The 22,063-nt window shown below is 71.0% G+C and carries 16 protein-coding genes, 1 tRNA gene and 1 pseudogene; 10 read left to right on the top strand and 8 right to left on the bottom strand.

Annotated elements, in window-relative coordinates:
• Positions 1–4: 4 nt before the first annotated feature.
• Complete coding sequence (locus VIG79_RS13460) at positions 5–1,567, bottom strand: ABC transporter substrate-binding protein (RefSeq protein WP_331886424.1); 1,563 nt, start codon at positions 1,565–1,567, stop codon at positions 5–7.
• Positions 1,568–1,755: 188 nt separating this feature from the next.
• On the opposite strand from VIG79_RS13460, the gene VIG79_RS19845 reads away from it, so the two are divergent.
• Genes VIG79_RS19845 through VIG79_RS13440 form a run of 4 tightly spaced genes read left to right on the top strand, consistent with a single transcriptional unit; the run spans position 1,756 to position 9,932 of the window.
• The gene (locus VIG79_RS19845) at positions 1,756–2,799 is read left to right on the top strand and encodes a hypothetical protein (RefSeq protein ID WP_414672635.1); all 1,044 of its coding nucleotides are present in this window, start codon (positions 1,756–1,758) and stop codon (positions 2,797–2,799) included.
• Positions 2,775–5,345, top strand: a complete 2,571-nt coding sequence (locus VIG79_RS13450; RefSeq protein ID WP_331886466.1) for a cellobiose phosphorylase — start codon at positions 2,775–2,777, stop codon at positions 5,343–5,345. The genes VIG79_RS19845 and VIG79_RS13450 overlap by 25 nt, the downstream gene beginning before the upstream one ends.
• Positions 5,342–7,513, top strand: coding sequence for a glycoside hydrolase family 3 N-terminal domain-containing protein (locus tag VIG79_RS13445; protein ID WP_331886420.1), 2,172 nt, complete (start codon positions 5,342–5,344; stop codon positions 7,511–7,513). The genes VIG79_RS13450 and VIG79_RS13445 overlap by 4 nt, the downstream gene beginning before the upstream one ends.
• Before the next feature lie 4 nt (positions 7,514–7,517).
• Entirely contained in the window at positions 7,518–9,932 is a 2,415-nt protein-coding gene (locus VIG79_RS13440) for a beta-galactosidase (RefSeq protein WP_331886418.1), read from the top strand.
• Here the strand turns inward: VIG79_RS13440 and VIG79_RS13435 are convergent.
• The 4 genes from VIG79_RS13435 to VIG79_RS13420 form a co-directional block, all read right to left on the bottom strand.
• Positions 9,914–10,474 carry a dihydrofolate reductase family protein gene (locus VIG79_RS13435; protein ID WP_331886416.1) on the bottom strand — a complete coding sequence of 187 codons (561 nt, stop codon included), beginning with the start codon at positions 10,472–10,474 and terminating at the stop codon, positions 9,914–9,916. The genes VIG79_RS13440 and VIG79_RS13435 overlap by 19 nt on opposite strands.
• Position 10,475: 1 nt before the next feature.
• Positions 10,476–10,561, bottom strand: a tRNA-Ser gene (locus VIG79_RS13430).
• A 33-nt stretch (positions 10,562–10,594) separates the two neighbouring features.
• A complete protein-coding gene (locus VIG79_RS13425; protein WP_331886414.1) occupies positions 10,595–11,020 on the bottom strand; it encodes an SRPBCC family protein in 426 nt (141 codons plus the stop codon).
• Positions 11,017–11,898: a helix-turn-helix domain-containing protein gene (locus tag VIG79_RS13420; protein ID WP_331886412.1), complete on the bottom strand. Its 882-nt coding sequence runs from the start codon at positions 11,896–11,898 to the stop codon at positions 11,017–11,019. The genes VIG79_RS13425 and VIG79_RS13420 overlap by 4 nt, the downstream gene beginning before the upstream one ends.
• 305 nt (positions 11,899–12,203) lie before the next feature.
• Between VIG79_RS13420 and VIG79_RS13415 the strand changes: the two genes are divergently transcribed.
• From VIG79_RS13415 to VIG79_RS13405, 3 genes are read left to right on the top strand one after another with little or no spacing between them, the layout of a single operon-like run.
• Positions 12,204–13,778, top strand: a complete 1,575-nt coding sequence (locus VIG79_RS13415) for a S8 family peptidase (RefSeq protein WP_331886410.1) — start codon at positions 12,204–12,206, stop codon at positions 13,776–13,778.
• Positions 13,779–13,790: 12 nt separating this feature from the next.
• Positions 13,791–14,387 carry a sigma-70 family RNA polymerase sigma factor gene (locus VIG79_RS13410; protein WP_331886408.1) on the top strand — a complete coding sequence of 199 codons (597 nt, stop codon included), beginning with the start codon at positions 13,791–13,793 and terminating at the stop codon, positions 14,385–14,387.
• Positions 14,384–14,911, top strand: coding sequence for a carboxypeptidase regulatory-like domain-containing protein (locus tag VIG79_RS13405; protein ID WP_331886406.1), 528 nt, complete (start codon positions 14,384–14,386; stop codon positions 14,909–14,911). The genes VIG79_RS13410 and VIG79_RS13405 overlap by 4 nt, the downstream gene beginning before the upstream one ends.
• Before the next feature lie 37 nt (positions 14,912–14,948).
• Here VIG79_RS13405 and VIG79_RS13400 read toward each other — a convergent pair whose 3' ends face one another.
• Positions 14,949–15,149 carry a hypothetical protein gene (locus VIG79_RS13400; protein ID WP_331886404.1) on the bottom strand — a complete coding sequence of 67 codons (201 nt, stop codon included), beginning with the start codon at positions 15,147–15,149 and terminating at the stop codon, positions 14,949–14,951.
• A gap of 39 nt (positions 15,150–15,188) precedes the next feature.
• Between VIG79_RS13400 and VIG79_RS13395 the strand changes: the two genes are divergently transcribed.
• Entirely contained in the window at positions 15,189–17,465 is a 2,277-nt protein-coding gene (locus VIG79_RS13395) for a CHAT domain-containing protein (protein WP_331886402.1), read from the top strand.
• A 112-nt stretch (positions 17,466–17,577) separates the two neighbouring features.
• On the opposite strand, the pseudogene epsC reads toward VIG79_RS13395, so the two are convergent.
• Together epsC and cysK are read right to left on the bottom strand one after the other, a co-directional pair.
• Positions 17,578–18,285: pseudogene (epsC, locus tag VIG79_RS13390) on the bottom strand (serine O-acetyltransferase EpsC); the annotation flags it as partial.
• The gene (gene cysK / locus VIG79_RS13385; protein WP_331886400.1) at positions 18,239–19,171 is read right to left on the bottom strand and encodes a cysteine synthase A; all 933 of its coding nucleotides are present in this window, start codon (positions 19,169–19,171) and stop codon (positions 18,239–18,241) included. The gene cysK and the pseudogene epsC, both read right to left, overlap by 47 nt.
• A gap of 158 nt (positions 19,172–19,329) precedes the next feature.
• Here cysK and VIG79_RS13380 point away from each other — a divergent pair, with 158 nt between their 5' ends.
• Both VIG79_RS13380 and VIG79_RS13375 read left to right on the top strand, forming a co-directional pair.
• Entirely contained in the window at positions 19,330–19,683 is a 354-nt protein-coding gene (locus tag VIG79_RS13380) for a protoporphyrinogen oxidase (protein ID WP_331886398.1), read from the top strand.
• Positions 19,684–19,768: 85 nt separating this feature from the next.
• Positions 19,769–22,063, top strand: a 2,295-nt coding sequence (locus VIG79_RS13375) for a (Fe-S)-binding protein (protein ID WP_331886396.1), incomplete at its 3' end; no start/stop codon positions are given.

Raw genomic sequence — 22,063 nt, 5'->3', positions numbered from 1 at the left:
ACGCCTACTTCGGCGGCGTGAGATGGGTGATGATCAGCAGCTTGTCGTCGGCCGGGTTGCCGTACGGGTCCTGCTCGCTCGGCCAGCCGATGGCCTTGTCGGTGCGGTAGAGGATGCGGCTCGGGGCGTAGATCAGAGCGGTCACCGGGAACTGCTTCATCATGATGTCGACGAGCTGGCCGGTGAGCACCTTCTGCTCGCCCTTGTCCGTGGTCTGGTCGAGCTTGGTGACGACGCCCTGGGTGGCGGGGTCGTTCCAGCGTTCGACGTTGGCCTTGATGTCGGTGGGTGTGGGGATGTTCTGGTTGGACAGCTTCGCCCCGAGGCCGCGGGCGATGTCGCAGCCGCCGTAGGTGAAGTCGAAGAGCATCTGGAAGTCGCCCGACTTCTTCGCCGCGTCCGCGGCCTCCGGCGCGATCTGGGTGACCTTGGCGTCGAGGCCCGACGCGACGAGCCCGGCCACGACGACGTCGGCCAGCGCCTGGAAGTCGATGAACCCGGCTTGCACCGTGAAGGTCATCGCCAGCGGGCTGCCGTCGGGGTTGGTGCGCTTGCCGTTGGCGCCCTTCTTGTACCCCGCCGCGTCGAGCAGCGAGTTGGCTTTGGCCACGTCGAACGGCAGGAGGGTCGCGTTGTCGCCGGCGTAGCTCGAGGGCAGCAGGTCGGCCATGAAGGGCAGCTTCAGGCCGGACTGGCTGGCCGGCTTCATGATCCCGTAGGTGGCCTTGGTGGACATCTCGTCCTTGTTCATCGCGTACGAGATGGCCTCACGGAACTTCGCGTCGGTGAACGGCGGCTTGGTCGTGTTGCCGGTGAGCACGGTGGCGCCGTTGGGCGCGTACCAGAAGTGGTTGTTCTTGGGATCGGACTCGACGAACGTCTTCTGCGGGTTGGGGATCTCGCCCCAGTAGGCGTCGAGCTCACCGGACCGCAGCTTGAGGGCCGCCTGGGAGGCGTCGAAGTTGCCTTCCAGAATCAGCTTCTGCACCTTGATCTTGTCGGCCTGCCAGTAGTCGTCACGCCGGGCGAGGGTGAGGCGCCGACCGTTGTAGGACTCGACCTTGAACGGCCCGGTGCCGATGCCGTCCTTGTCGACGAACTTGGTCGGGTCGCCGGCCGGGCCGTAGATGTGCTCCGGGAGGATCTTGGTCTCGATGATGCCCTGGTACTTGCCGATGGCCGGACCACCGAAGGTGAGCACCACCTGGTTGCCCTTGGCCTCGACCGAGGTGGCCTTCGACCCGAACGTGTCGGTCCACACGCCGGCCTTGTCCGCGGCCGGGTACTGCTTGCCGACGTTGAACGTGAAGGCGACGTCCTTGGCCGTGAAGGGCTGCCCGTCGCTCCACTTCACGCCGTCGCGGATGTCGAGGGTGAGCTTGTTGTTCCCCTCCCAGGTGGCCTTGGTAGCCAGCCAGGGGGTCTCCTGGCAGGAGATGTTGTTGCGCACGATGAGCGGCTCGTAGATCCAGGTCGTGGTCAGTGGCTTGGCCGCGAGCGGGTTGTAGTTGACCAGCCCGCCGACGCTGGCGTCCACCTCCGCCGGGAACGTCAGCTGGGCCACCATCCCGGATGCACCGGACCCGCCTGTGGCCCCTGACCCGTTGGCGCCTCCACCGAGGCTTCCGCCGCAGGCGGACAGAGCCAACACGGAGGCGGTCACACCTCCGACAACAACGGCGTTCCTCCAGGCCATGACCGCTCCTTTGCGGCTCGGGTGACGGCCGGTTACGGTCCGCCACGGCTGCCCCCCGTATGCACAGACAAGCGCTCTGCACCCGATTGCGCAACCCGTGGGTGCTGGACGATGTGAGGAATTCGTCTCATGGAGCGAGATCGGAAGACCCGGGCGGTTATCGCCTATCCGGCACCATCCCGATGTGGTTCCCTGGACGGATGAGTGCGTCCTCGACGACGAGACGACCGCACACGTCTTCCGACGTGTACGTCAATTCCGTTGGGACACAGGCAAGATTTACCGAGGGCGGCGCGCTCACCGGCCTTGAGGCGCACGGTGTAAGCGTCCTGCAATATCCCGCGAGTGAGCTCGAAGACGGTCTCGCGCGACTGGTGGTCCGACGGCGTGACGGTCTTGGGGAGTCAATTGTCTCGCTCTTTGGACAGAATGCGATCGGCCGCGTGGACTGGACCGTGGACGGTCCGGTCGTGTCCGCCGACACCGCCGAGCTCGCCATCGTCGCGACGTTCCGTCTGGCCCGGGACAGGGCCGCCTGGTTCTGGCACTGCCGCGTGACCAACCGGTCGTCCCGGCCGGTGGTCGTGGACGTCCTGCACACCCAAGACGTCGCCCTCGCGTCCCGGTCGGCGGTACGGACCTCTGAGTACTACGTCAGCCAGTACCTCGACGTGACGCCGCTCGCCGTGCCCGGTCACGGCACCGCTCTGGCGGTCCGTCAGAACATGCCGGGCGAGCGGGCGCCCTGGGCTCTCGTCGGCGCGCTCGACGTGGCCCACCTCTGGTGCACCGACGCGCTCCAGCTCGAGCGGGCGGGCGGGCTGGGGGGCGACCTGCCCGGCGCACGGCTCCAGCACGAGCACACCATGGTCGGCCTCCAGACACCCAGGTACGCCCTCGAGGCCGGTGAGACGGTGACCACCGGTTTCTACGGCATGGTGCTCCCGGACCATCACGGCGCGACGACACCGGACGACGTCCGTATCGCGGAGCAGGTCCTCGCCGATCCCGCGGCCTCCCCCGAGCTTCCTGACGCACCCGCTTCGATGCCGGCAGCGTTGACGGGCCGGGTCATTCGCTGTTCAGCTCTGCCGCCGACCTGACGACCCTCACCATCGGCGACGACCGTCTCCAGGCCCTCGTCGGGACGGGCACCCCGTGGACCGACGTCGAGCGGGACGGCGACGTGCTCCTCTCCGCGGGCACCGGCCACGGCGGCCATCTGGTCACAGCGGCGAAACAGGCAGCCGTCCTGCGCCCGCACGGTCACATCCTGCGGACCGGTTCGGCGTGGACTCCCGACGAGCGCTCGGTCACGACGACGACGTGGATGGACGGTGGGTTCCACACCCAGGTGACCCAGGGCCACGTCGCGCTGGGCTCGGTCCTCTCCCTCCGTCGGTCGTACCTGGGGCTGTTCCGGGCTCACGGTATGCGTCTCTTCGTGGCACCGGAGGCGGCTCCGGACGACTGGCGCCTCCTGGGCCGGCCCTCCGCGTGGTGGGTCTCTCCGGGTGCATGCCGGTGGTGGTACCGCACCGACGACCTACTGGTCGAGGTCGCCTCCTCGGGTGCGACCGACCGCCACGAGCTCTCGGTGGAGGCCCGCGTGCTCGACGGACCGCCGCTCCGCTGGCGGGCGGCCCTGCACGTCGCGTTGGGCGGCGACGACGGGGCGGACCGTGCGCCGTCCGCGCTCGGCATCGAGGGCGACGGCCTGACACTGGCGCCACCTCACGGCAGCGACCGGGAGCGGACCTATCCGGGCGGGACGGTCCGCGTCGACTGGTCGCCCGGCAACGTTCCGCACGTGGGCCGTGACGAGGTCCTCTTCACGGACGGGCGGTCGCGCGACCTGCCCTGGGTGGTGCTCACCACGGGACCGTTGCCGACCTGGTCACTGTCGGTGACCCCCCACCTGGTCGACGACGCCGAAGGGCGGGACGCACCCGCGCCGGGACCCGACCCGGTGTCCTTCTGGAACGACGTCGCGCACCGGGTCCGCCTCGCGGTGCCTGTCGACGACTCCGACGCCGCCGACGCTGTCGACCCCGAAGCCGCCGAGGAGCTGCGCCGACTGGACGCGGTGCTCCCCTGGTTCGCCCACGACGCCCTGGTCCACTTCCTGTCGCCCCGTGGCTTGGAGCAGTACACCGGCGGCGGTTGGGGTACCCGCGACGTCAGCCAGGGACCGGTCGGCGTCCTCCTCGCCGTCGACGAGCCCGAGGCGTTACGTGACGTCGCCGCTCGTCTGCTCCGCGCGCAGAACGCCCGCGGCGACTGGCCGCAGTCGTTCGACTTCTACGCTCGCCATCGCCAGTGGTACCAAGGTGATTCGCACGGCGACGTCGTCTACTGGCCGTTGCTGGCGTTCGGCGACCATCTGCTCGCCACCGGGGACGCGACCTTCCTTCGCTACGAGGAGCCGTTCGTCGGGACCGGCGGTCCCACGGCGCCGGCGCCGCTGCTCGACCACCTCGACCGTGCCCTCGACGCCATCGAGGCCGTCCGCATTCCCGGCACCCGGCTACCCGCGTACGGGCACGGCGACTGGAACGACAGCCTGCAGCCGGCCGACCCCGCACTCGCCGCCGCCCTCTGCTCGACCTGGACGGTGGTCCTCCAGTCCCAGGCGCTGCGCCGCCTGGCCGGCGCCTTGGAAGCACTTGACGCACCCGACGACACGGCCGACCGCGCTGCCGCCGTGGCCCGGCGAGCCCGCCGCATCGCCGACGAGGGGGTCGTCGCGCTGCGCGAGGAGCTCCTCGTCGACGGCGTCCTCGCGGGGTACGGACGCGTGGCCGACGGCCGGGTGGTGGAGCTGCTCATCCACCCCGTCGACGAGCGGACCGGACTGACCTACTCCCTGCTCCCGATGATCCACGCGATCACCGCCGAGATCCTCACGCCGGACGAGGCGCGCCACCACCTGGCCCTGGTCCGCGAGCACCTCAGCGGGCCCGACGGTGCGCGGTTGTTCGACCGGCCCGCGGCCTACCACGGCGGTCCGATGGAGGTGTACCAGAGAGCCGAGGCGAGCACGTTCTTCGGACGCGAGATCGGCATCATGTACACCCACGCGCACCTGCGCTACGCGGAGGCCCTCGCGCGGGTCGGCGACGCCGACGGCCTGCTCGCCGCGCTGGCCAAGGCCAACCCCCTGGGGATGACCGAGCGCGTCCCGTCCACCCGCCCCCGGCAGTCGACGACCTACTACTCGTCGTCGGATGCCGTGTTCCCCGACCGGTACACGGCGGCCGCGGACTACGCCGGCGTCCGCGACGGCACGGTGCCGCTGGAGGGTGGCTGGCGCGTCTACTCGTCCGGCCCGGGGCTGTTCCTCCGGCTGGTGGTCGAGAACCTGCTGGGCGTCCGGCGCCACGGGTCGGTCGTCGAGATCGACCCGGTGCTCCCGACTTCCGCCGACGGGCTCGTCGCGTCCGTCCGGCTGTTCGGTCGCCCGGTCGAGGTCCGGTTCCGGGTGGGGGCCGTCGGCTCGGGCCCCACGTCGGTGACCGTGGGCGATTCCGGGCTCGACGCATACCGGCTCGAAAACCCTTACCGCACAGGTGGTCTGGCTGTGCGCAGTGAAGACCTGCACCGACTACTGGAGTCGGGCGCGAACCGAATCGACGTGGAGGTCCCGTGAAGACCACCGACCACAACGAGCGGCCCTGGCTCGACTCCCGGCTCGACCTCGAAAAGCGGGTCGACCTCCTGCTGACCGAGATGACGTTGGAGGAGAAGGCCGGACAGCTCCACATGAGTGCGAACGTGGAACCGGTCCGTGACCGCGAGCTGCTCCTCAAGGGCGGCATCGGTGCGAGCCTGTATGCGAGTGGGGCCACTGCGGGCAACGTCAGCGACGAGGGCCTGCTGGTCGCAGCGATCAACGAGTGCCAGCGGACCGCGGTCGACGGGTCACGGCTCGGCATTCCCGTGCTGTTCGGTCGTGACGTCATCCACGGCCACCGGACGGTGTACCCGATTCCGCTCGGTATCGCCGCCGCGTGGGACGAGGACCTGGTCCGCCGGTGCGCCGAGCTCGCCGCCGCCGAGGCGTCGCTGGACGGCGTCGCGTGGACGTTCGCGCCGATGATGGACATCTCCGAGGAGCCGCGCTGGGGTCGGGTCGCGGAGTCCCTCGGCGAGTCGCCGGTGCTGGCCGGTCGGCTGGCCGTCGCGATGGTGCGAGGATTCCAGGGCACGGGCGGCCGCAAGGGGTCGATCGCGGCCTGTGCCAAGCACTTCGCTGGCTACGGCATGGTCCAGGGCGGTCGCGACTACGACACCGTGACCGTCGGCGAGAACACCCTGCGTAACCTGCACCTCCGCCCGTTCCACACCGCGGTCGACGGTGGTGTGGCGTCGGTGATGGCGGCCTTCAACGACGTCGACGGCATCCCGATGCACGCGCACCGGCACCTGCTGCGCGACGTCCTCAAGGGCGAGTGGGGGTTCGACGGGGTCGTCGTCGCGGACTGGAACGGCGTGGGACAGCTGGTCATGCAGGGCGTCGCCGAGGACCTGCGGGACGCCGCTCGACAGGCCCTGCTCGCGGGTCTGGACCTCGACATGTGCTCGGGCTCCTACGGCGAGCACGTCCCCGACCTGGTCTCGTCGGGCGACGTGCCCTTGGAGATGGTCGACGACGCCGTGCGTCGGGTGCTGCGGATGAAGTTCCGAAGCGGGGTCATGGACCGGCCGTACACCCCGGAGGGCCACTCGGTGGTCGCACCCACGCGACCCTCCCGCGCGCTGGCCCGCGAGGCGGCCACCTCGTCGATGGTGCTGCTGAAGAACGACGGGATCCTCCCGCTCCACGAGAACATCGGTCGGATCCACCTGGCCGGCCCGTTCACGGAGGAGGGTGACGCGCTGCTCGGCACGTGGGTCCTCGACGGCCAGGGCTCCGACGTCGTCTCCCCGGCCGACGCCTTCCGCGAGCGCGTGCCGGCCGCCGACCTCCTGGTCTCGGACGGACGGTTCAGCGACCTCGGCGTCGTGATGGTCCGCGACAGCGACGTGACCATCGCCCTGGTCGGCGAGCACCGGATGCGCTCCGGCGAGGATCGCTGCATCAGCACGCTGGCTCTGCCCGCAGGGCAGCTCGACGTGCTCGAGGAGATGGCCGCGATCGGGAAGCCGCTGGTCGTCGTCGTGTTCACCGGGCGGCCGCTGGAGCTGGGGCGGGTCCTGGAGCTGGCGAGCGCGGTCGTCGTGGCTTGGCACCCGGGCGTCGAGGCCGGACCTGCGATCGCCGACCTGCTGCTCGGGAGGACCGCTCCGAGCGGACGGCTGCCGATGACGTTCCCGCGCACCGTCGGCCACATCCCGTCCAGCTCGCACGAGCGGCCGACGGGGCGCCGGGTCAACCGTGAGGACGACCGGAAGCTGGGTCGCTACCTCAACTCCCTGGTCTTCCCGGAGCTGACCTTCGGCTACGGGCTGACCTACACGACGTTCGAGTACGGCGAGCTGACGGTCAGCCGTCAGCGCCTCTCGCTGGCGTCCGGGTCCGTCAAGGTGTCGGTCGAGGTGACGAACACCGGTACCCGCGCCGGGCGTGAGGTCGTCCAGCTCTACGTGCGCGACCCCGTGGCCGCCGTGACCCGGCCGATCGTCGAGCTCGCCGACTGGCAGGCGGTCGAGATCGAACCAGGAGAGACCACCACAGTCACCTTCCGGGTGACCCCGGAGATGTTCGGGTACTACGACCGCGAGATGGCTTGGCGGATCGACACGGGCGAGGTCGACGTCATCGTCGGTCCCAACGCCGCCTACGGCAGCCGCGCCCGGCTCCTGGTCGTGGACTAGCCCCGTGATCGAGGTCCGCTCGCGCCGGATCTTCGTCGACGGCGAGCCGGTGGTCGTCGTGGCCGGCGAGGTCCACTACTTCCGCGTCGCCCGGGACCAGTGGGAGGACCGCATCCGGGCCGCCAAGGAGGTCGGGTGCACGGCGATCGCCTCGTACATCCCGTGGCTCTGGCACGAGCTCCCGGACGGCAGCATCGACGTCACCGGGCGGACCCGGCGTGAACGGGACGTCGCCGCCTTCGTCGACCTCTGCCGTGACCACGGCCTGTGGTTCGTCGCCCGACCCGGTCCGTTCGTCATGGCCGAGCTGAAGAACGAGGGTCTGCCCTACCGCCTCTACGCCGAGCACCCCGAGATCGTCCCGACCGGCTGGGACGGCCGTCCTGCGACGACACGGACCGTCGACTACCTCGCACCCGCCTTCCTCGACGAGGTCCGCCGCTGGTATGCCGCAGTGCTACCTCTCCTCGCCGACCGACTGGAACCGCTGGGCGGCAACGTGATCGGCTTACAGCTGGACAACGAGATCGGGATGCTGGCCTGGGTCAGCAACTCGCCCGACCTCACCGACGACCTGCTCTCGGAGTTCCGGTCATGGTGCGGAGCACAGCATGGCGACGCGCTGGGTCGGCGGTACCCCCTCGACCGCGAGTGGCGAACCGTCGTGGAGTCTCCGGACGAGGCGTGGGCCGCGGCCCTGCGCGTCGACCTCGGCCGATTCATGCGGGGGCGCCTCGCCGCATACGTCACAGCACTCACCGACATGGCCCGGGACAACGGGATCCGCGACATCCCGCTGCTGGTCAACGTCCACGGCACCGAGGGCGGCAACGGTGTGCCCCTCGCCATCGGGATCAGCCAGCTGGTCGAGACGTATGCGGGTCGGCCCGGCATCGTGGCCGGTTCGGACCACTACCTGGGCGAGATGAGCCTCGACACGACGACCGACGTGCACTTCATCAACGCCTGCCTCACGGCGGTCAACGGACCGGACCAGCCGGTCACCTCACTGGAGTTCGAGGCGGGGACCGGCGACTACGGCGGGGGCGCGGAGCGGCTGTACGACGCCTCGACCACCGACCTCAAGACCCGCCTGTTCCTGGCCCAGGGCAACCGGATCGTCAATTACTACCTGCTGGCCGGGGGCATCAACCCGCCGCTGGACGAGCCCGTGGGCGACGGCAACGACCGGATCAGCTTCACCGGCGAACGCCACGGCACGGCAGCCCCCATCGGGCCGCTCGGGGAGCGAGGGCCGGCCTTTGAGGGCACCGCGCGGGCCTGCTGTCCCGTCGCCGCGAACGGTCGGTGGCTGGCCGACATGGACGAGGAGCACGACGACCTGGCCATGGGGTTCGTCCTCGACGCCTTCATGACCGAGTACCACCACCCCGGCTCCGCGGTGATGACCCGCGTGGTCGACGACCTCGCCTCGCACCGCGGGCCGGGCCAGCGCAAGGCGCTGTGGCGGTCGCTGCTGTTCGCCGGCTACCGCTTCGGCGCGGTCGACCTCCAGGACCCCGACCGGCACCTACCGTTACTGGTGGCCCTGGCGAGCGGCCGTCACCTGGACGGTCCAGTCCAGCGCCGGCTGGTCGACCACGTGTCCGGCGGCGGTCGACTGCTCCTCCTCGGGCCGGCGCCCGAACGCGACCTCGAGGACCGCGAGTGCCGGCTGCTCCTCGACGCCCTCGGACTGAGTGCAGGCTTCGTCCGGCCCGCCGAGGCGTACTACTACCCCTCGGTGCGCGGACGTGCGTGGGCCGACCTCATCCCCGAGACTCGCGTCGCGTGGTGGCAGGAGCTTGTCGGCGGGAGCCCGTTGCTGACCGAGGTCCACGGGCACGTGTGCGGGGTCGAGGCGTCGCTGGGAGCGGGCACCGCGGTACTGCTCGCGGCGGAGCTGCCCGCGATGCCGGAGTTCTTCACCGCGGCGGCGACCCGCCTCGGGGTGGCACCCGGCCTCACCGTCGAGACCGACGTCCGAGGCGTCGTCGTCACGTCCACCGGCTCACCCGGCGGCGACCGGATGCTCCACGTGCTCAACCCCACCGGGAACGACACCCGGGTCACCGTCCGGGTGGATGGTGACGCGTTCGGCGGCGGAGCGCTGCACGTACCCGCGCATACCGGTCACCTCCTGCCGTGGGGGCTGACGACCCGCTGGGGACGGATCGAGAGCTCCACGGCCGAGGTGGTCTCGGTCGGTCCGGACGCCATAGCCTTCGGCCGGCCGGTCGGCGGGTCGTTCACCGAGCCGCTGCTGCGACTCACCCTCGAGGTGGACGAGCACCTCCGGGTCGACGTCACCGGGTCGGCCGAGAGCAGCGTCGCGAGGCGGGGCCGCCGGGTGACCGTGGACGCCGCCGCGCCGGAGGGGGTGACGATCCGGTTCGAGCCTCAGCTGACGACGGCGTAGCGCAGCGCGGCGAAGCCGTTGCCGAACCTGCGTTCCTCGAGGAGGCGGAGGTCGAGGCGGAGGTCGTCGGGCAGGTAGGCGGTCCCGCCACCGACCACGACCGGTGCCACGACGACCCCGATCTCGTCGACCAGCCCGGCGCGGAGCGCGTGCGAGGCCAGGCCGGGGCCGCCGACGAGCACGTCGCGATCGGCGTCGGAGACCAACGCCTGGACGGCGTCCGGGTCGAAGGTCCGCTCCAGCCGGGTGCGGGGCGTCGAGACGTCGGCCAACGTCGTGGAGTAGACGACCTTGTCGGCGCCGCGCCACAGCTCACCGAAGTCGCGCGCCACCGCAGGCTCGTCGGGCGTGGAGCCGAGGGTCTGCCACCCGGCCATCACGCCGTAGAGCCGGCGGCCGTAGAGGTGGGTCCCGATCGGCCGCATGAGGTCGTTGACGTAGCCGTGGACCTCCTCGTCGGGCATCGCCCACGAGAACCCACCCTCGGCGTCGTTGACGTACCCGTCGAGGGATGTGATCACGCTGTACACCAGACGACCCATGCGGAGGGCGTGGGATTCGAACCCACGATGGGAGTTACCCATAGCGGTTTTCAAGACCGCCGCACTAGGCCACTATGCGAGCCCTCCCGGCTGACCGGCAGTCTCGCACGAACCGCCGAGTCAGCCGGCGACGTGGCCCTTCAGGGACTCGAGCATCTGCGCCCACGTGGCCGCGTTGCGGTCGGCCTCGTCCTGGTCCCCGTTGTTGTCCTGGGTGATGGTGACCTTGGTGCCGCCCTCGTCGCCGTCGAGGGCGTAGACGAGCGTGTGGTAGTTCTCGGGCACGTCCTCCTGGCCGGTCAACGGGCTGAAGTGGGTGACCTCGAGCCGGTTCGGCTCGTCGACGGCAACGACCGTGCCCTTGTCCTGGTAGGGCTTGCTCTCGTACTCGCCGCTCCACGTGATCGGGCTGCCGGGCGTCCAGTCGGTCTCCAGATCGGTGCCGAAGAACCACTGCTTCACCTCGGCGGGGTCGGTGATGGCCTTCCAGACCGTCGCCTTGTCGGCGTCGACGACGGTGCTGGCGGTGGCGGTGAGTCCGGTCATGGGAGTGGTCCCTCCTGTGGGGTCGCGGTTCGTGTGGATGTGCCCCCGCCATACCCATCCTGGCCCGACCAACCGCCCGGTGGCGTGGACGGATCGGACACCGTCCCCGCGAGGCGGTCGGCGACGAGGTCGGAGGGCGTCGCGCGGGCGATCGCCTTGGTGTCGCGCGCGAGGTGCTGCTGGTCCGCATACCCGGCCTGGTGGGCGAGGTCGGCAATGCTCCGGCCGGTATGCGGGTCGTCGGCGAGGGTGAGGAACCGCTGCAGCCGCAGGATGCGGCGTAACGTGGCCGGGCCGTACCCGAACGCGACGGTGCAGCGGCGCAGCAGCTGCCGCTCGCTGAGGTCCAGCTCGCGCCGCAACCCGTCGACGCGCTGGGCCGGGTCGTCGGCCAGCGACGTGGCCACGTGGTCGACCGCCGGGTCGACGTGGCTCCCCTCGGCGACCCAGCGCCGGATGTGGTCCTGGATGAGCGCGACCCGCCGTTCCAGCGGCGCGCCCTCGGGCAGCTCGCCGAGCTCCTCGACGAGGCGCCGACCGTCGGCGCCGAGGAGGTCCTCGACGAGGACGCGCTGGTCGCGGATCTCGTCCATGGCGGTACCGAGGACCGGAGCCGCGTGACCGGGCCGGAACCGTACGCCGACCGCCTCGAGCCGCTCGAGGCCGTCGAGCGGCTGGAACGTCCAGCCCTCCACCTCGGGCCCGCAGACCCGTACCGACCCGTCGTGAAGCCAGACCACGTCGACGCTGGCATCGGGGACCAGGTCGTGGGCCACGTCGGTGTCGACGACCCAGGCCACGGAGAGCCGGTCCTCGAGGTCGTCGGCCACGGCGACGGCGCGGAACCAGGGCGGCGGTTCGAGCCGCTCGTCGGTCACGGCACCGTTCTAGCAGGAAGAGGCCGGCGGGCCCGCACCTTCGAGAAGGTGGTCGGTTGTCGGCCCGCCGGCCTCGTGCCCCTGCAATGACGTCGCCCCCTGCGACGCAGGGCGTCCGACGGGCCCCGATCCGTGCGGACATCTCCCAGGAGCGCCTCAGCCGCCGTGAGATACGTCGGAGGACACTGCGTGGAGTGTGATCCAGGTCACGTATCTGAACCGGTGACCCGACCTCCGTGCAGGCGACATCGCGTGGTGTCCCTCGATCCCCCCACCACCGACCACCATCGAACCGAAAGGCCGACATGCCCGCACGGAAGCCCGGCCCGGCCCGGCCGGCCGCACCGCCGGTCCAGGGCCGGATCCCGATCCCGGCCTCGGTTCTCGGCCGGATGGGCGGTCGCGTGCTGGACCCGGCCAAGGCGGGTACCCACGGCAGCGGTCCGGTTCGCCCGACCGCCTACGTCGGGAACGAGCTCATCGTCCAGGGGCCGCCGTCCGCGACCGAGGAGCTGGTGGAGGCGGCCCGGGCCACCGGACATCGGGTAGGGACGACCTCCGCGGTTCCCGGCCCATACGTCCGCCGTCTCCGCAACGAGGCCCTGGCCGAGCTGGTCGACAAGACCTGGGTACGCCGCATCCGCCTGGCCCCCGACGGTGACCGCGGCGCTCCTCCGGATGCCTGGCAGGTCCTGCAGAAGTACCGGGAGACCGTCAGCGACGCCGACCCGGGCTACAGCGTGGGCCTCAACCACCTGATCCACCTCACTCCGCTGATCGACGGCTCGCCCCTGATCGACGGCTCGCCCCTGATCGACGGGTCTCCGTCGTGGTTCGAGGGGAACCCGCTCATCGACGGGTCCGACGCCTACACCGGGGCGCTCCGTGGGCGGGCGCCGCTCGCGTTCGTCGGGTCGCCCCCGGTGCCGCAGACGGGCGATGTCTCGACCCGGCGACCCGTCGTGGCCGTCCTCGACACCGGCCTCGGCGAGCACGCCTGGCTGCGCCGACCGTGGGTGACCAAGGGAGCCAAGATCGCCGGCGAGGCGATCGGCCTGGGCGACGAGGTCGTGGACCCCGAGCTGACCGGGGTCGTCAACGACTCCCTGGGTGGCAACCTCGACCGCGACTCGGGCCACGGGACCTTCATCGCGGGGATCGTCCGGCAGGTCTGCCCCGACGCCACGGTCCTGGCTCTCCGGGTGATGCCGAGCAACGGCGTGATCGACGAGCACCAGCTGACCATCGCCCTCAACAAGCTCCTGGTCCGTCAGGCGCAGGCGCAGCTGCTCGGGCGCCCCCAGGACATCGTCGACGTCATCAGCCTGTCCCTCGGCTACTACCACGAGACCCCGGACGACGTCCGCTACACCTCGGCCCTGGCTCGCACCCTCGACCAGTTCGCCCAGCTCGGGGTATGCGTGGTGGCCTCGGCCGGCAACGACTCCACGACGAACCCGATGTTCCCCGCGGCCCTCGCCCCGCCGAAGGGAGCCGGCACCCGACGCGAGGCGGTCCCGCTGACCAGCGTCGGTGCGCTCAACCCCAACGGAACGGTCGCGCTGTTCTCCAACGGTGGCGACTGGGTCAGCTGTCACCGGCTCGGGGCCGCCGTCGTCAGTACCTTCCCGGTCACCTTCGACGGGGCCCTGGAGCCCCGCCGGCGCACGGCGTTCGGGGAGGACATCGACCCCGACGACTTCATGGGAGGCTTCGGCTTGTGGAGCGGGACATCCTTCGCAGCACCCGTGCTGGCGGCACAGCTGGCCGGTCGGATGCTGCGGAGCGGCACGCTCGACGCCATCGACGCCCACAGTGCGGTTCGCCGCGGCTGGGCAGCGGTCACCGGTGAGCTCGGCTGGAGGCGACCTCGGTCATGAGGAGTAGTCACGATGAGTAGTTCCGACGCACCCACGGAGACGCTGGCCAGTCGAGCCGGCGCCGCCTTCGCGGCCTACCAGGCCGGCGACCGGCACCGCCTTGCCGAGCTCGTCGAGCTGTTGACCCCGTTGCTGTGGCACACCGTTCGTGCACAGCGGGTCGGTCACGACCAGGCGGAGGACATCGTCCAGACCACCTGGCTGCGGCTGGTCCACCACGCCGACTCCATCCAGGACTCGCGTGCCGTCCTCGCCTGGCTCATCGTCACCGCGAAGCGGGAGAGCTGGCGGGTGGTCAAGGAGACTCGACGGTCGCAGCCCCTCCCCGAGGCCGACGACGGCGGTGACCTGCCCGACTCGACCATGGACGGCCCCGAGTCCGTCGCCCTCGCCTCCGCCGAGGGCCGGGTCATCTGGCGACATATCGAGTCACTGCCCGAACGGTGCCGCAGCCTGCTGCGCGTCGTCGCCTTCTCCGACCGCCCCGACTACGCCTCCGTGGCCCAGGCCCTCGGAATGCCGGTAGGAAGCATCGGCCCCACCCGGGGCCGGTGTCTGGCCAAGCTTCGCCTTCTGCTCGATGCCGACCCGCACTGGGGGATCTCATGACCGACGACCCGTTCCGCCCCGGACAGCTCGACGAGCTGGACCGCCTCGCGGCCCTGCCCATCGACGACGCTGACCTCCAGGCGCTCGACGTCCTCCGGGGGATCTACGAGGCCGATGACCCTGTGCCACCGACGCTGCTCGACCGCGTCACCTTCGCGATCACCCTCGACGACCTCGAGGCCGAGGTCGCCCGCCTGCAGCGCGAGGCCGTGCCGGAGCTGCAGGCGCGGTCGGAGGACGTCCTCAAGGCCCAGACCGTCACGTTCACCAGTGAGACGCTCACGACGATGGTCACGATCACCCCGATTCCGAACGGCGGTGTTCGGCTCGACGGGTGGGCCTCGCCCGGGGCGTTCCTGGGCGTGGAACTCAGGATCGGAGAGGAGACTCGTCACGTCACGGCGGACGAGGACGGCCGGTTCGTCTTCGAGCACGTCGAGCACGGCCTCGCCCAGCTGGTCTTGCGGCAGAATGAGATGACCGAGGGCGATCACCCGGTGATCACGCCCGCCATCGAGATCTGACCCGACTTCACGGGGGTTCATCACGGCAGCCGCGCGCTCACTGGACCAGATCGAGGAGCTGCGCACCGCCGCCCGTGACGCCAACAACAGCGGACGCCCGGCCCGTGGAGCGGCCATCGTCGGCCGCGCGCTGCGACTTCTCGACCAGACCAGGCCGTCCGGCGCAGAGGTCGACCGGGCGCGCTACCTCAAGGCCCGGCTGCTCATCACCCAGGCGTTCGCGGACATCGAGATCCACGGGTACGCCCGTAGCGCCCCGGCCATCGAGGCGGCCACGGTGGCAGCCGCAGAGAGCCAGAGCCTCGACGCCATCGCCCTGGCCCATGACCTTCGCGGCTGCCTGCTGCTGCGCAACGGCGACGTCGCGGACTCCTTGCCGGAGTTCGACCAGGCGATCGCGCTGGTTGGCTCGGTCGCCGAGAGCGAGCAGCCGTCGCTCTTCCTCAACCGGGGCAGCGCGCACCTCTACCGGCGCGATCTCCCGGCCGCCCGGGACGACCTCACGACGTCGGCAACCCTGGCCGGGCGCATCGGGCTCACTCGCCTCGAGTCCAAGGCGATGCACAACCTCGGGTATGCGGAGTACCTCGCCGGCAACCTGCCGCTGGCCCTCGACACCCTGGCCCGAGCGCACGAGCTCGACCAGGACGTGGCCCGGGCCGGACTGCTCGACCGGGCGCGTGTCCTCATCGAGGCCGGGCTGCTCGACGAGGCCGAGGAGGCGCTCGCCGAGGCCAGCACCGGCCTGCGCCGGCAGCGGGCGAACCAGGACCGGGCGGAGGCGGATCTGGCCCGGGCGGAGGTCGCCCTGTTGCAGGGCAACTCGACGCTGGCGCGTACCCACTCGGGCCGGGCCCGTCGCGACTTCCGCCGCCGACAGAGCGCGGGCTGGCAGGCGCGGGCCGACGTCACCCGCTGGCAGGCCTACCTCGGGGCGAAGGGCGGTCCGGCTCGGGTCGCCCGCGAGATCCGGAGCGCCGAAGCCGGCCGGACGAGCCCGTCCTTCGACCGCGAGGTCGCGATCATCGCGGCCGAGGCCCAGCTCGCGCTCGGCCACGTCGACGACGCGGTCGTGCTGCTGCAGACCGTTCAGGGCCGCTCGGCCACCGACTCCCTGACCGGGCGGCTCCACCAGCACCTGGTCCGCGCCGGGGTGGCCCGCGCTGCCGGCGACCCCGCGGCCGCCCAGCGCGAGCTCCGGGTCGGGCTGCGCACGCTCGCCGAGCAGCAGGCCCGCCATCACAGCCTGGACCTGCGCACGGCGATGGCGGTCCACGGCGGCCGGCTGGCCGAGCTCGACCTCCGGGTCGCGCTCGAGTCGTCGTCGCCGCGGATGGTCTTCGACTCGCTCGAGCGGTGGCGGGCGATGTCCCACCGCCGTACCGCCGTCACCCCGCCCCGTGACCCGGAGCTGGCCGCCCTCGTGTCCCGGTTGCGGATCGTCGCCGAGGACCTGCGCAGCGCTCCGCCCGGTGCCAGGACCGAGCTGCTGCAGCGACAGCGGCGGACCGTGGAACGCCAGGTCCGCGAGCGCGAGTGGCGGCTCCAGGGCGAGGGCCGGTCCGAACGGTCGACGACGCTGGCGCAGCTGCGCCCCGCGCTCACCGCTCGCGGGACCGAGGTCGTCGCCTACTTCGTGCTCGACCATCGCCTCGGCGCGGTCACGGTCGGTCGCGGCCGCCCGAGGGTGCACACGCTCGGCTCGTGGGCCGAGGTCTCCGCGCTGATGACGCGGGTGCGCGCGGACCTCGACGCCCTGGCCGGCCGGATGCTGCCCGCCCCGCTGCGGGTCGCCGTCTCCTCGTCACTCGCCCACGACCTCGACAAGCTGGACCGGCTGCTGCTGCCGGACTCGCTCACCGCCTCCGGCGCACTGCTCGTCATCCCGTCCCGAACCCTCGCGACGGCGCCCTGGTCCCTGCTGCCCCGGCGGGTGGGACGGCCGACGACCGTCGCGCTCTCCGCCACCAGCTGGCTGCGCGGGTTGGGCGAGCCGATCGCGAGACCCCGCGTCACCGCGCTGGCCGGCCCGGGCCTGGCGCTCTCCGGCCCCGAGGTACAGGACGTCGCCGCGACATGGCCGGGCGGTGTGGCCGCCGACAGCGAGCACGGCAGTGCCGCGGCCCTCGCCACCGCTCTGGTCTCCAGCGACCTCGTCCACATCGCGGCTCACGGGCAGCACAACCAGGACAACCCGCTGTTCTCCAGCATCCGGATGGCCGACGGCCCGCTGTACGCCTACGACGTCCCCCCGGACGAGCCGGTCGCCGCTCACATCGTCCTGTCCGCGTGCGACCTCGGGCTCACCACGCCACGCGCCGGTGGCGAGGTCCTCGGCCTGACCGCGGCGCTGCTCAGCATCGGGGCGACGAGCGTGGTCAGCTCGGTGTCACGGGTCGACGACACGACGGCCTACGAGACCATGCTCCGCTACCACCGGCTGCTGGGCGCCGGACTCGACTCCCCCACCGCGCTGGCCGAGGCGCTCGACGGGGACGTGGACATGCCCGCACCGTTCGTCTGTTTCGGCTCCCCCTGGAGCGTCGCTCGCTAGGCCCAGCCCCTGATCCGAACTCAGATGTTGCCCCGGTTTCCGGCCGACGATGCGGCAAACCGGCAAACATCTGAGGTCGGTAGGGAACAGCATGCGACCGGTCCCGCCGGCCCTAGATCCAGATGGCGGGGCTCTCGTCGAGGAGCTCCTCGGGGGTCAGCCCCGGAACCGGTTCGCGGATCTGGGCCGGGATCCCGACCGCGACCGCGCCGGCCGGGACGTCCTTGGTGACCACCGAGTTGGCTCCGATCTGGCTGTCGTCCCCGAGGTTGATGTCCCCGAGAACGCGCGCGCCGGAACCGATCGTCACTCGGTCGCCCACCGTGGGATGTCGCTTGACCCGCGCCATCGACCGGCCGCCGAGCGTGACGTCGTGGTAGAGCATGACGTCGTCGCCGACGACGGAGGTCTCGCCGATGACGACACCCATGCCGTGGTCGATGAAGAACCGTCGGCCGATGGTCGCGCCGGGGTGGATCTCGACCCCGGTCAGCGTGCGGGTCACGTTGGACAGGACCCGCGCCGGAATCCGGTACGCCGGCCGCCCCTCCCAGAGGCGGTGCGCCACCCGGTGCGACCACACCGCGTGCAGCCCGGGCGACGTGAGGAACGTCTCGAGCCGCGACTGGGCCGCGGGGTCCCGGGCCATGGCCGCGTCGACGTCCTCGAGGGCCGTCGCGCCCACGGCGGCAACCCGCCCGGCCCATCTCGAGACGGGTCGGGCCGGGCGCTGGGCGTCGTCCGCTGAGCGGCTCACATGCATACCGAGAGCCTCAGTCGACGAGACCCTCGAAGAGGATCGTCGAGAGGTAGCGCTCGCCGAAGCTGGGGATGATGACGACGATGAGCTTGCCCTCGTTCTCGGGGCGCTGGGCGACCTGTACCGCGGCGGCGAGCGCGGCTCCCGAGGACAGCCCGACGAGGAGCCCCTCCTCGGTGGCGGCCCGGCGGGCCCACTGCACCGAGGTCGCGGCGTTGACGTCGATGACCTCGTCGTAGATCGTCGTGTCGAGGATCTCGGGCACGAAGTTGGCCCCGATGCCCTGGATCTTGTGGGGGCCGGGCTGGCCACCGTTGAGGATCGGCGACTCCTCCGGCTCGACGGCGATCATCTTCAGGTCGGGCTTGCGGGCCTTGAGGACCTGGCCGACGCCGGTGATGGTGCCGCCGGTGCCGATGCCGGCCACCACGAAGTCGACCTCGCCGTCGGTGTCCTTCCAGATCTCCTCGGCGGTCGTCTGCCGGTGGATCTCGGGGTTGGCCTCGTTGGCGAACTGGCGAGCCAGGATGGCACCAGGACGCTCCGCGGCCACCTCCTCGGACTTCGCGACGGCGCCCTTCATGCCGAGGGCGGGGTCGGTGAGGACCAGCTCGGCGCCGTAGGCCCGCAGCAGGGCCCGGCGCTCCTTGGACATCGACTCCGGCATGGTGAGGACCACCTTGTAGCCGCGGGCCGCGCCGACGAAGGCCAGCGCGATGCCGGTGTTGCCCGAGGTCGCCTCGACGATGGTGCCGCCGGGCTTCAGCTGCCCCGAGCGCTCCGCCGCGTCGATGATCGCGACACCGATGCGGTCCTTGACCGAGCTCGCCGGGTTGTAGAACTCGAGCTTGGCCGCGACCGTCGCCTTGGCACCGTCGGTGATCCGGTTGAGGCGCACCAGCGGGGTGTTGCCGACCAGCTTGGTCACGTCGTCATAGATGGGCACGGGAAGCCTGCCTTTGCACTCGGGGTGAGCTCCGGGGCCAGAACTCACGTCTGCTTATACATAGTCCAATACCACGTTATCTGGAGGCAAGTTCGTCTCACGGCTCCGGGCCCGGTCCGGAGAGGCGGCCCCCCGGTCGATCCGCGTAGGGTGACGGGATGAGCAAGGCAGCGTTCGTCGTCGGAGCAGCGGTCGGGTACGTCCTCGGAGCGCGCGCGGGTCGTAAGCGGTACGAGCAGATCAAGGGTCAGGCCAGCAGGCTGTGGCACTCGGACCCGGTGCAACACCGGGTCGGCGACGCCACCCAGGCGGTCAAGCAGCAGGCGGCGCCCTACGTCACCGAGAAGCTGGGCGATGCGATGAAGTCGGTCAGCCAGTCGATGCGCAACACCTCGGTGCCGTCGATGCCCGGTCGGACCGAGAAGCTTCCGGAGACCCTGCACCGCGGCAACGACGGCCATCTCCACGCCGACATGCGCGGGATGGGTCCCGGCGCCGACAAGCTCCCCTGAGCACGGGCATACCCTCGAACGGCCCGCTGCGGCGGGCGTCACAGCCCGGTGAGCGAGCGCTTACCCGCCAGTACACTCCGAGACCATGAGCGCGCTCCAGATCGTCGCCCTGGTGGTCTGTGGAGCCGTGACTTTCACAGCGGTCGCGTTGTTCGTCCAGGTGCTGGGCGGGTTCGTGCGGACGTTCCGACTGGGTCAGCCGGAGTCGCGCACCGACCACCAGGGGCAGCGCTGGGTGACGCTGTTCCGGGAGTTCCTGGGGCATACCCGGATGTCGCGGCTGCCGGTGGTGGCGGTGGCGCACTGGTTCACGATGATCTCGTTCGGCGTGCTGTTCTTCACGCTGCTCAACGCGTTCGGGCAGCTGGCGGACCCCGGTTTCGCCCTGCCGCTGATCGGGGCATGGCCGCCCTACGAGTGGGTCACTGACGTCTTCGCGGTTGGCGGGTTCATCGGGATCGTTGTGCTGATGGTGGTCCGGCAGCTGCGGCGCCCGCGCCGCTCCGACGGTGACGGGGGACGGCGCTCGCGGTTCTACGGGTCGACCTTCTGGCAGGCGTACTACGTCGAGCTGACCATCCTCGGCGTCACCTCCTGTATCGGGCTGCTGCGCGGGCTGGAGTATGCGTTGGCCCGGGTCGAGGGGACCGGCCAGGACACGTGGGTCCACTTCCCGCTCACGGGGTGGATTGGGACGTTCTTCGCCGGGATGTCGGCCGAGTCGATCGGGACGTGGATCGTCGTGGTCGCGGCGGTGAAGATCCTCATCTCGTTCGCGTGGATGATCACCATCTCGCTCACCCCGACGATGGGGGTGGCGTGGCACCGGTTCCTGGCGTTCGTGAACATCTGGACCAAGCGCCACGCGGACGGCCGGACCTCGCTGGGGGCCCTGCAGCCGATCCGGGTCGGTGGCCAGCCGATCGACTTCGAGCAGATCGAGGACCTCGACGAGGACGCCGCGCTCGGGGTCGGCAAGGTCGAGGACTTCACCTGGAAGGGGCTGCTCGACTTCACCACCTGCACCGAGTGCGGCCGCTGCCAGTCACAGTGCCCCGCCTGGAACACCGACAAGCCGCTGTCCCCGAAGCTGCTGGTGATGGGGCTGCGCGACCACGCCTACGCCAAGGCGCCGTGGCTGCTCGCCTCGGAGGACGAGCGCGACGAGGTCTCGGCCGAGTCCAAGGCCGCGGCGCAGGTCGAGTCCCTGGTCGGCGCCACCGGGTATGCCGCGGACTCGCCCCTGGGGGCGTACAACCCACACGGCAGTCCTGATGGTGGCGCGGTCATCGACGAGGACGTGCTGTGGGCCTGCACGACCTGCGGCGCATGCGTCGAGCAGTGCCCGGTCGACATCGAGCACGTCGACGCGATCGTCGACATGCGCCGCTACCAGGTGCTCATCGAGTCGGCGTTCCCCGCCGAGCTGAACGGGCTGTTCAAGAACCTCGAGAAGAACGCCAACCCGTGGGGCATGGCACCGCGGATGCGCCTGGACTGGGCCAAGGACCTGCCGTTCGAGGTGCCGGTCGTCGGCGGTTCAGGATCGACGGACGTCGAGTCGCTCACCGAGGTCGACTACCTGTTCTGGGTCGGCTGCGCCGGCGCCCTGGAGGACCGCGCGAAGCGGACCACCCGCGCGGTGGCCGAGCTGCTGCACACCGCCGGCGTCTCGTTCGCCGTGCTCGGCGACGGCGAGGGCTGCACCGGCGACCCCGCGCGCCGCGCCGGGAACGAGTTCCTGTTCCAGATGCTCGCCCAGCAGAACGTCGAGACCCTCAACGAGGCCGGCGCGACGAAGATCGTCGTCACCTGCGCGCACTGCTTCAACACGCTGAAGAACGAGTACCCCCAGGTCGGCGGCAGCTACGAGGTGGTCCACCACACCCAGCTGCTCAACCGGCTGGTCCGCGACAAACGGCTCGTGCCGGTCTCGCGCCCGGGCGACGCGTCGTCGCAGGGGGCCGCCTCGACCGCGCCGAGCGTGACCTACCACGACCCGTGCTACCTCGGCCGGCACAACGGTGTGTACGCCCCGCCGCGCGAGCTGCTCGGGGCGCTGCCCGGGGTCGAGGTCCGCGAGATGGAACGCTCCGGGGAGAAGTCCTTCTGCTGCGGTGCCGGCGGCGCCCGCATGTGGATGGAGGAGAAGCTCGGCACGCGGATCAACACCAACCGCACCGAGGAGGCCATCGGCACGGGCGCCGAGCGGATCGCCATCGGCTGCCCCTTCTGCCGGGTCATGATCTCCGACGGCCTGACCGCCAAGCAGTCCGAAGGCGTCGGCGAGGACGTCGAAGTCGTCGACGTGGCCCAGATGCTGCTGGCGGCTGTGCGTCGCAAGGACGGGGGCCAGCCGGCGGAGCCCGAGGTCACCGAG

The sequence above is a fragment of the Lapillicoccus sp. genome (assembly GCF_036559105.1).
Lineage (GTDB): Bacteria > Actinomycetota > Actinomycetes > Actinomycetales > Dermatophilaceae > Lapillicoccus.
The sequence above is the reverse complement of the archived record's forward strand: the minus strand, read 5'-3'. Positions and strand labels throughout refer to the sequence as shown.

What these genes read in the sequence shown, in the direction of transcription:
- VIG79_RS13460 (WP_331886424.1), bottom strand. Translation starts at nt 1,567, where the DNA reads ATGGTGGCCCAGCTGACGTTCCCGGCGGAGGTGGACGCCAGCGTCGGC.
- VIG79_RS19845 (WP_414672635.1), top strand. Translation starts at nt 1,756, where the DNA reads ATGCACAGACAAGCGCTCTGCACCCGATTGCGCAACCCGTGGGTGCTG.
- VIG79_RS13435 (WP_331886416.1), bottom strand. Translation starts at nt 10,474, where the DNA reads ATGGGTCGTCTGGTGTACAGCGTGATCACATCCCTCGACGGGTACGTC.
- VIG79_RS13425 (WP_331886414.1), bottom strand. Translation starts at nt 11,020, where the DNA reads ATGACCGGACTCACCGCCACCGCCAGCACCGTCGTCGACGCCGACAAG.
- VIG79_RS13415 (WP_331886410.1), top strand. Translation starts at nt 12,204, where the DNA reads ATGCCCGCACGGAAGCCCGGCCCGGCCCGGCCGGCCGCACCGCCGGTC.
- VIG79_RS13410 (WP_331886408.1), top strand. Translation starts at nt 13,791, where the DNA reads ATGAGTAGTTCCGACGCACCCACGGAGACGCTGGCCAGTCGAGCCGGC.
- VIG79_RS13405 (WP_331886406.1), top strand. Translation starts at nt 14,384, where the DNA reads ATGACCGACGACCCGTTCCGCCCCGGACAGCTCGACGAGCTGGACCGC.
- VIG79_RS13380 (WP_331886398.1), top strand. Translation starts at nt 19,330, where the DNA reads ATGAGCAAGGCAGCGTTCGTCGTCGGAGCAGCGGTCGGGTACGTCCTC.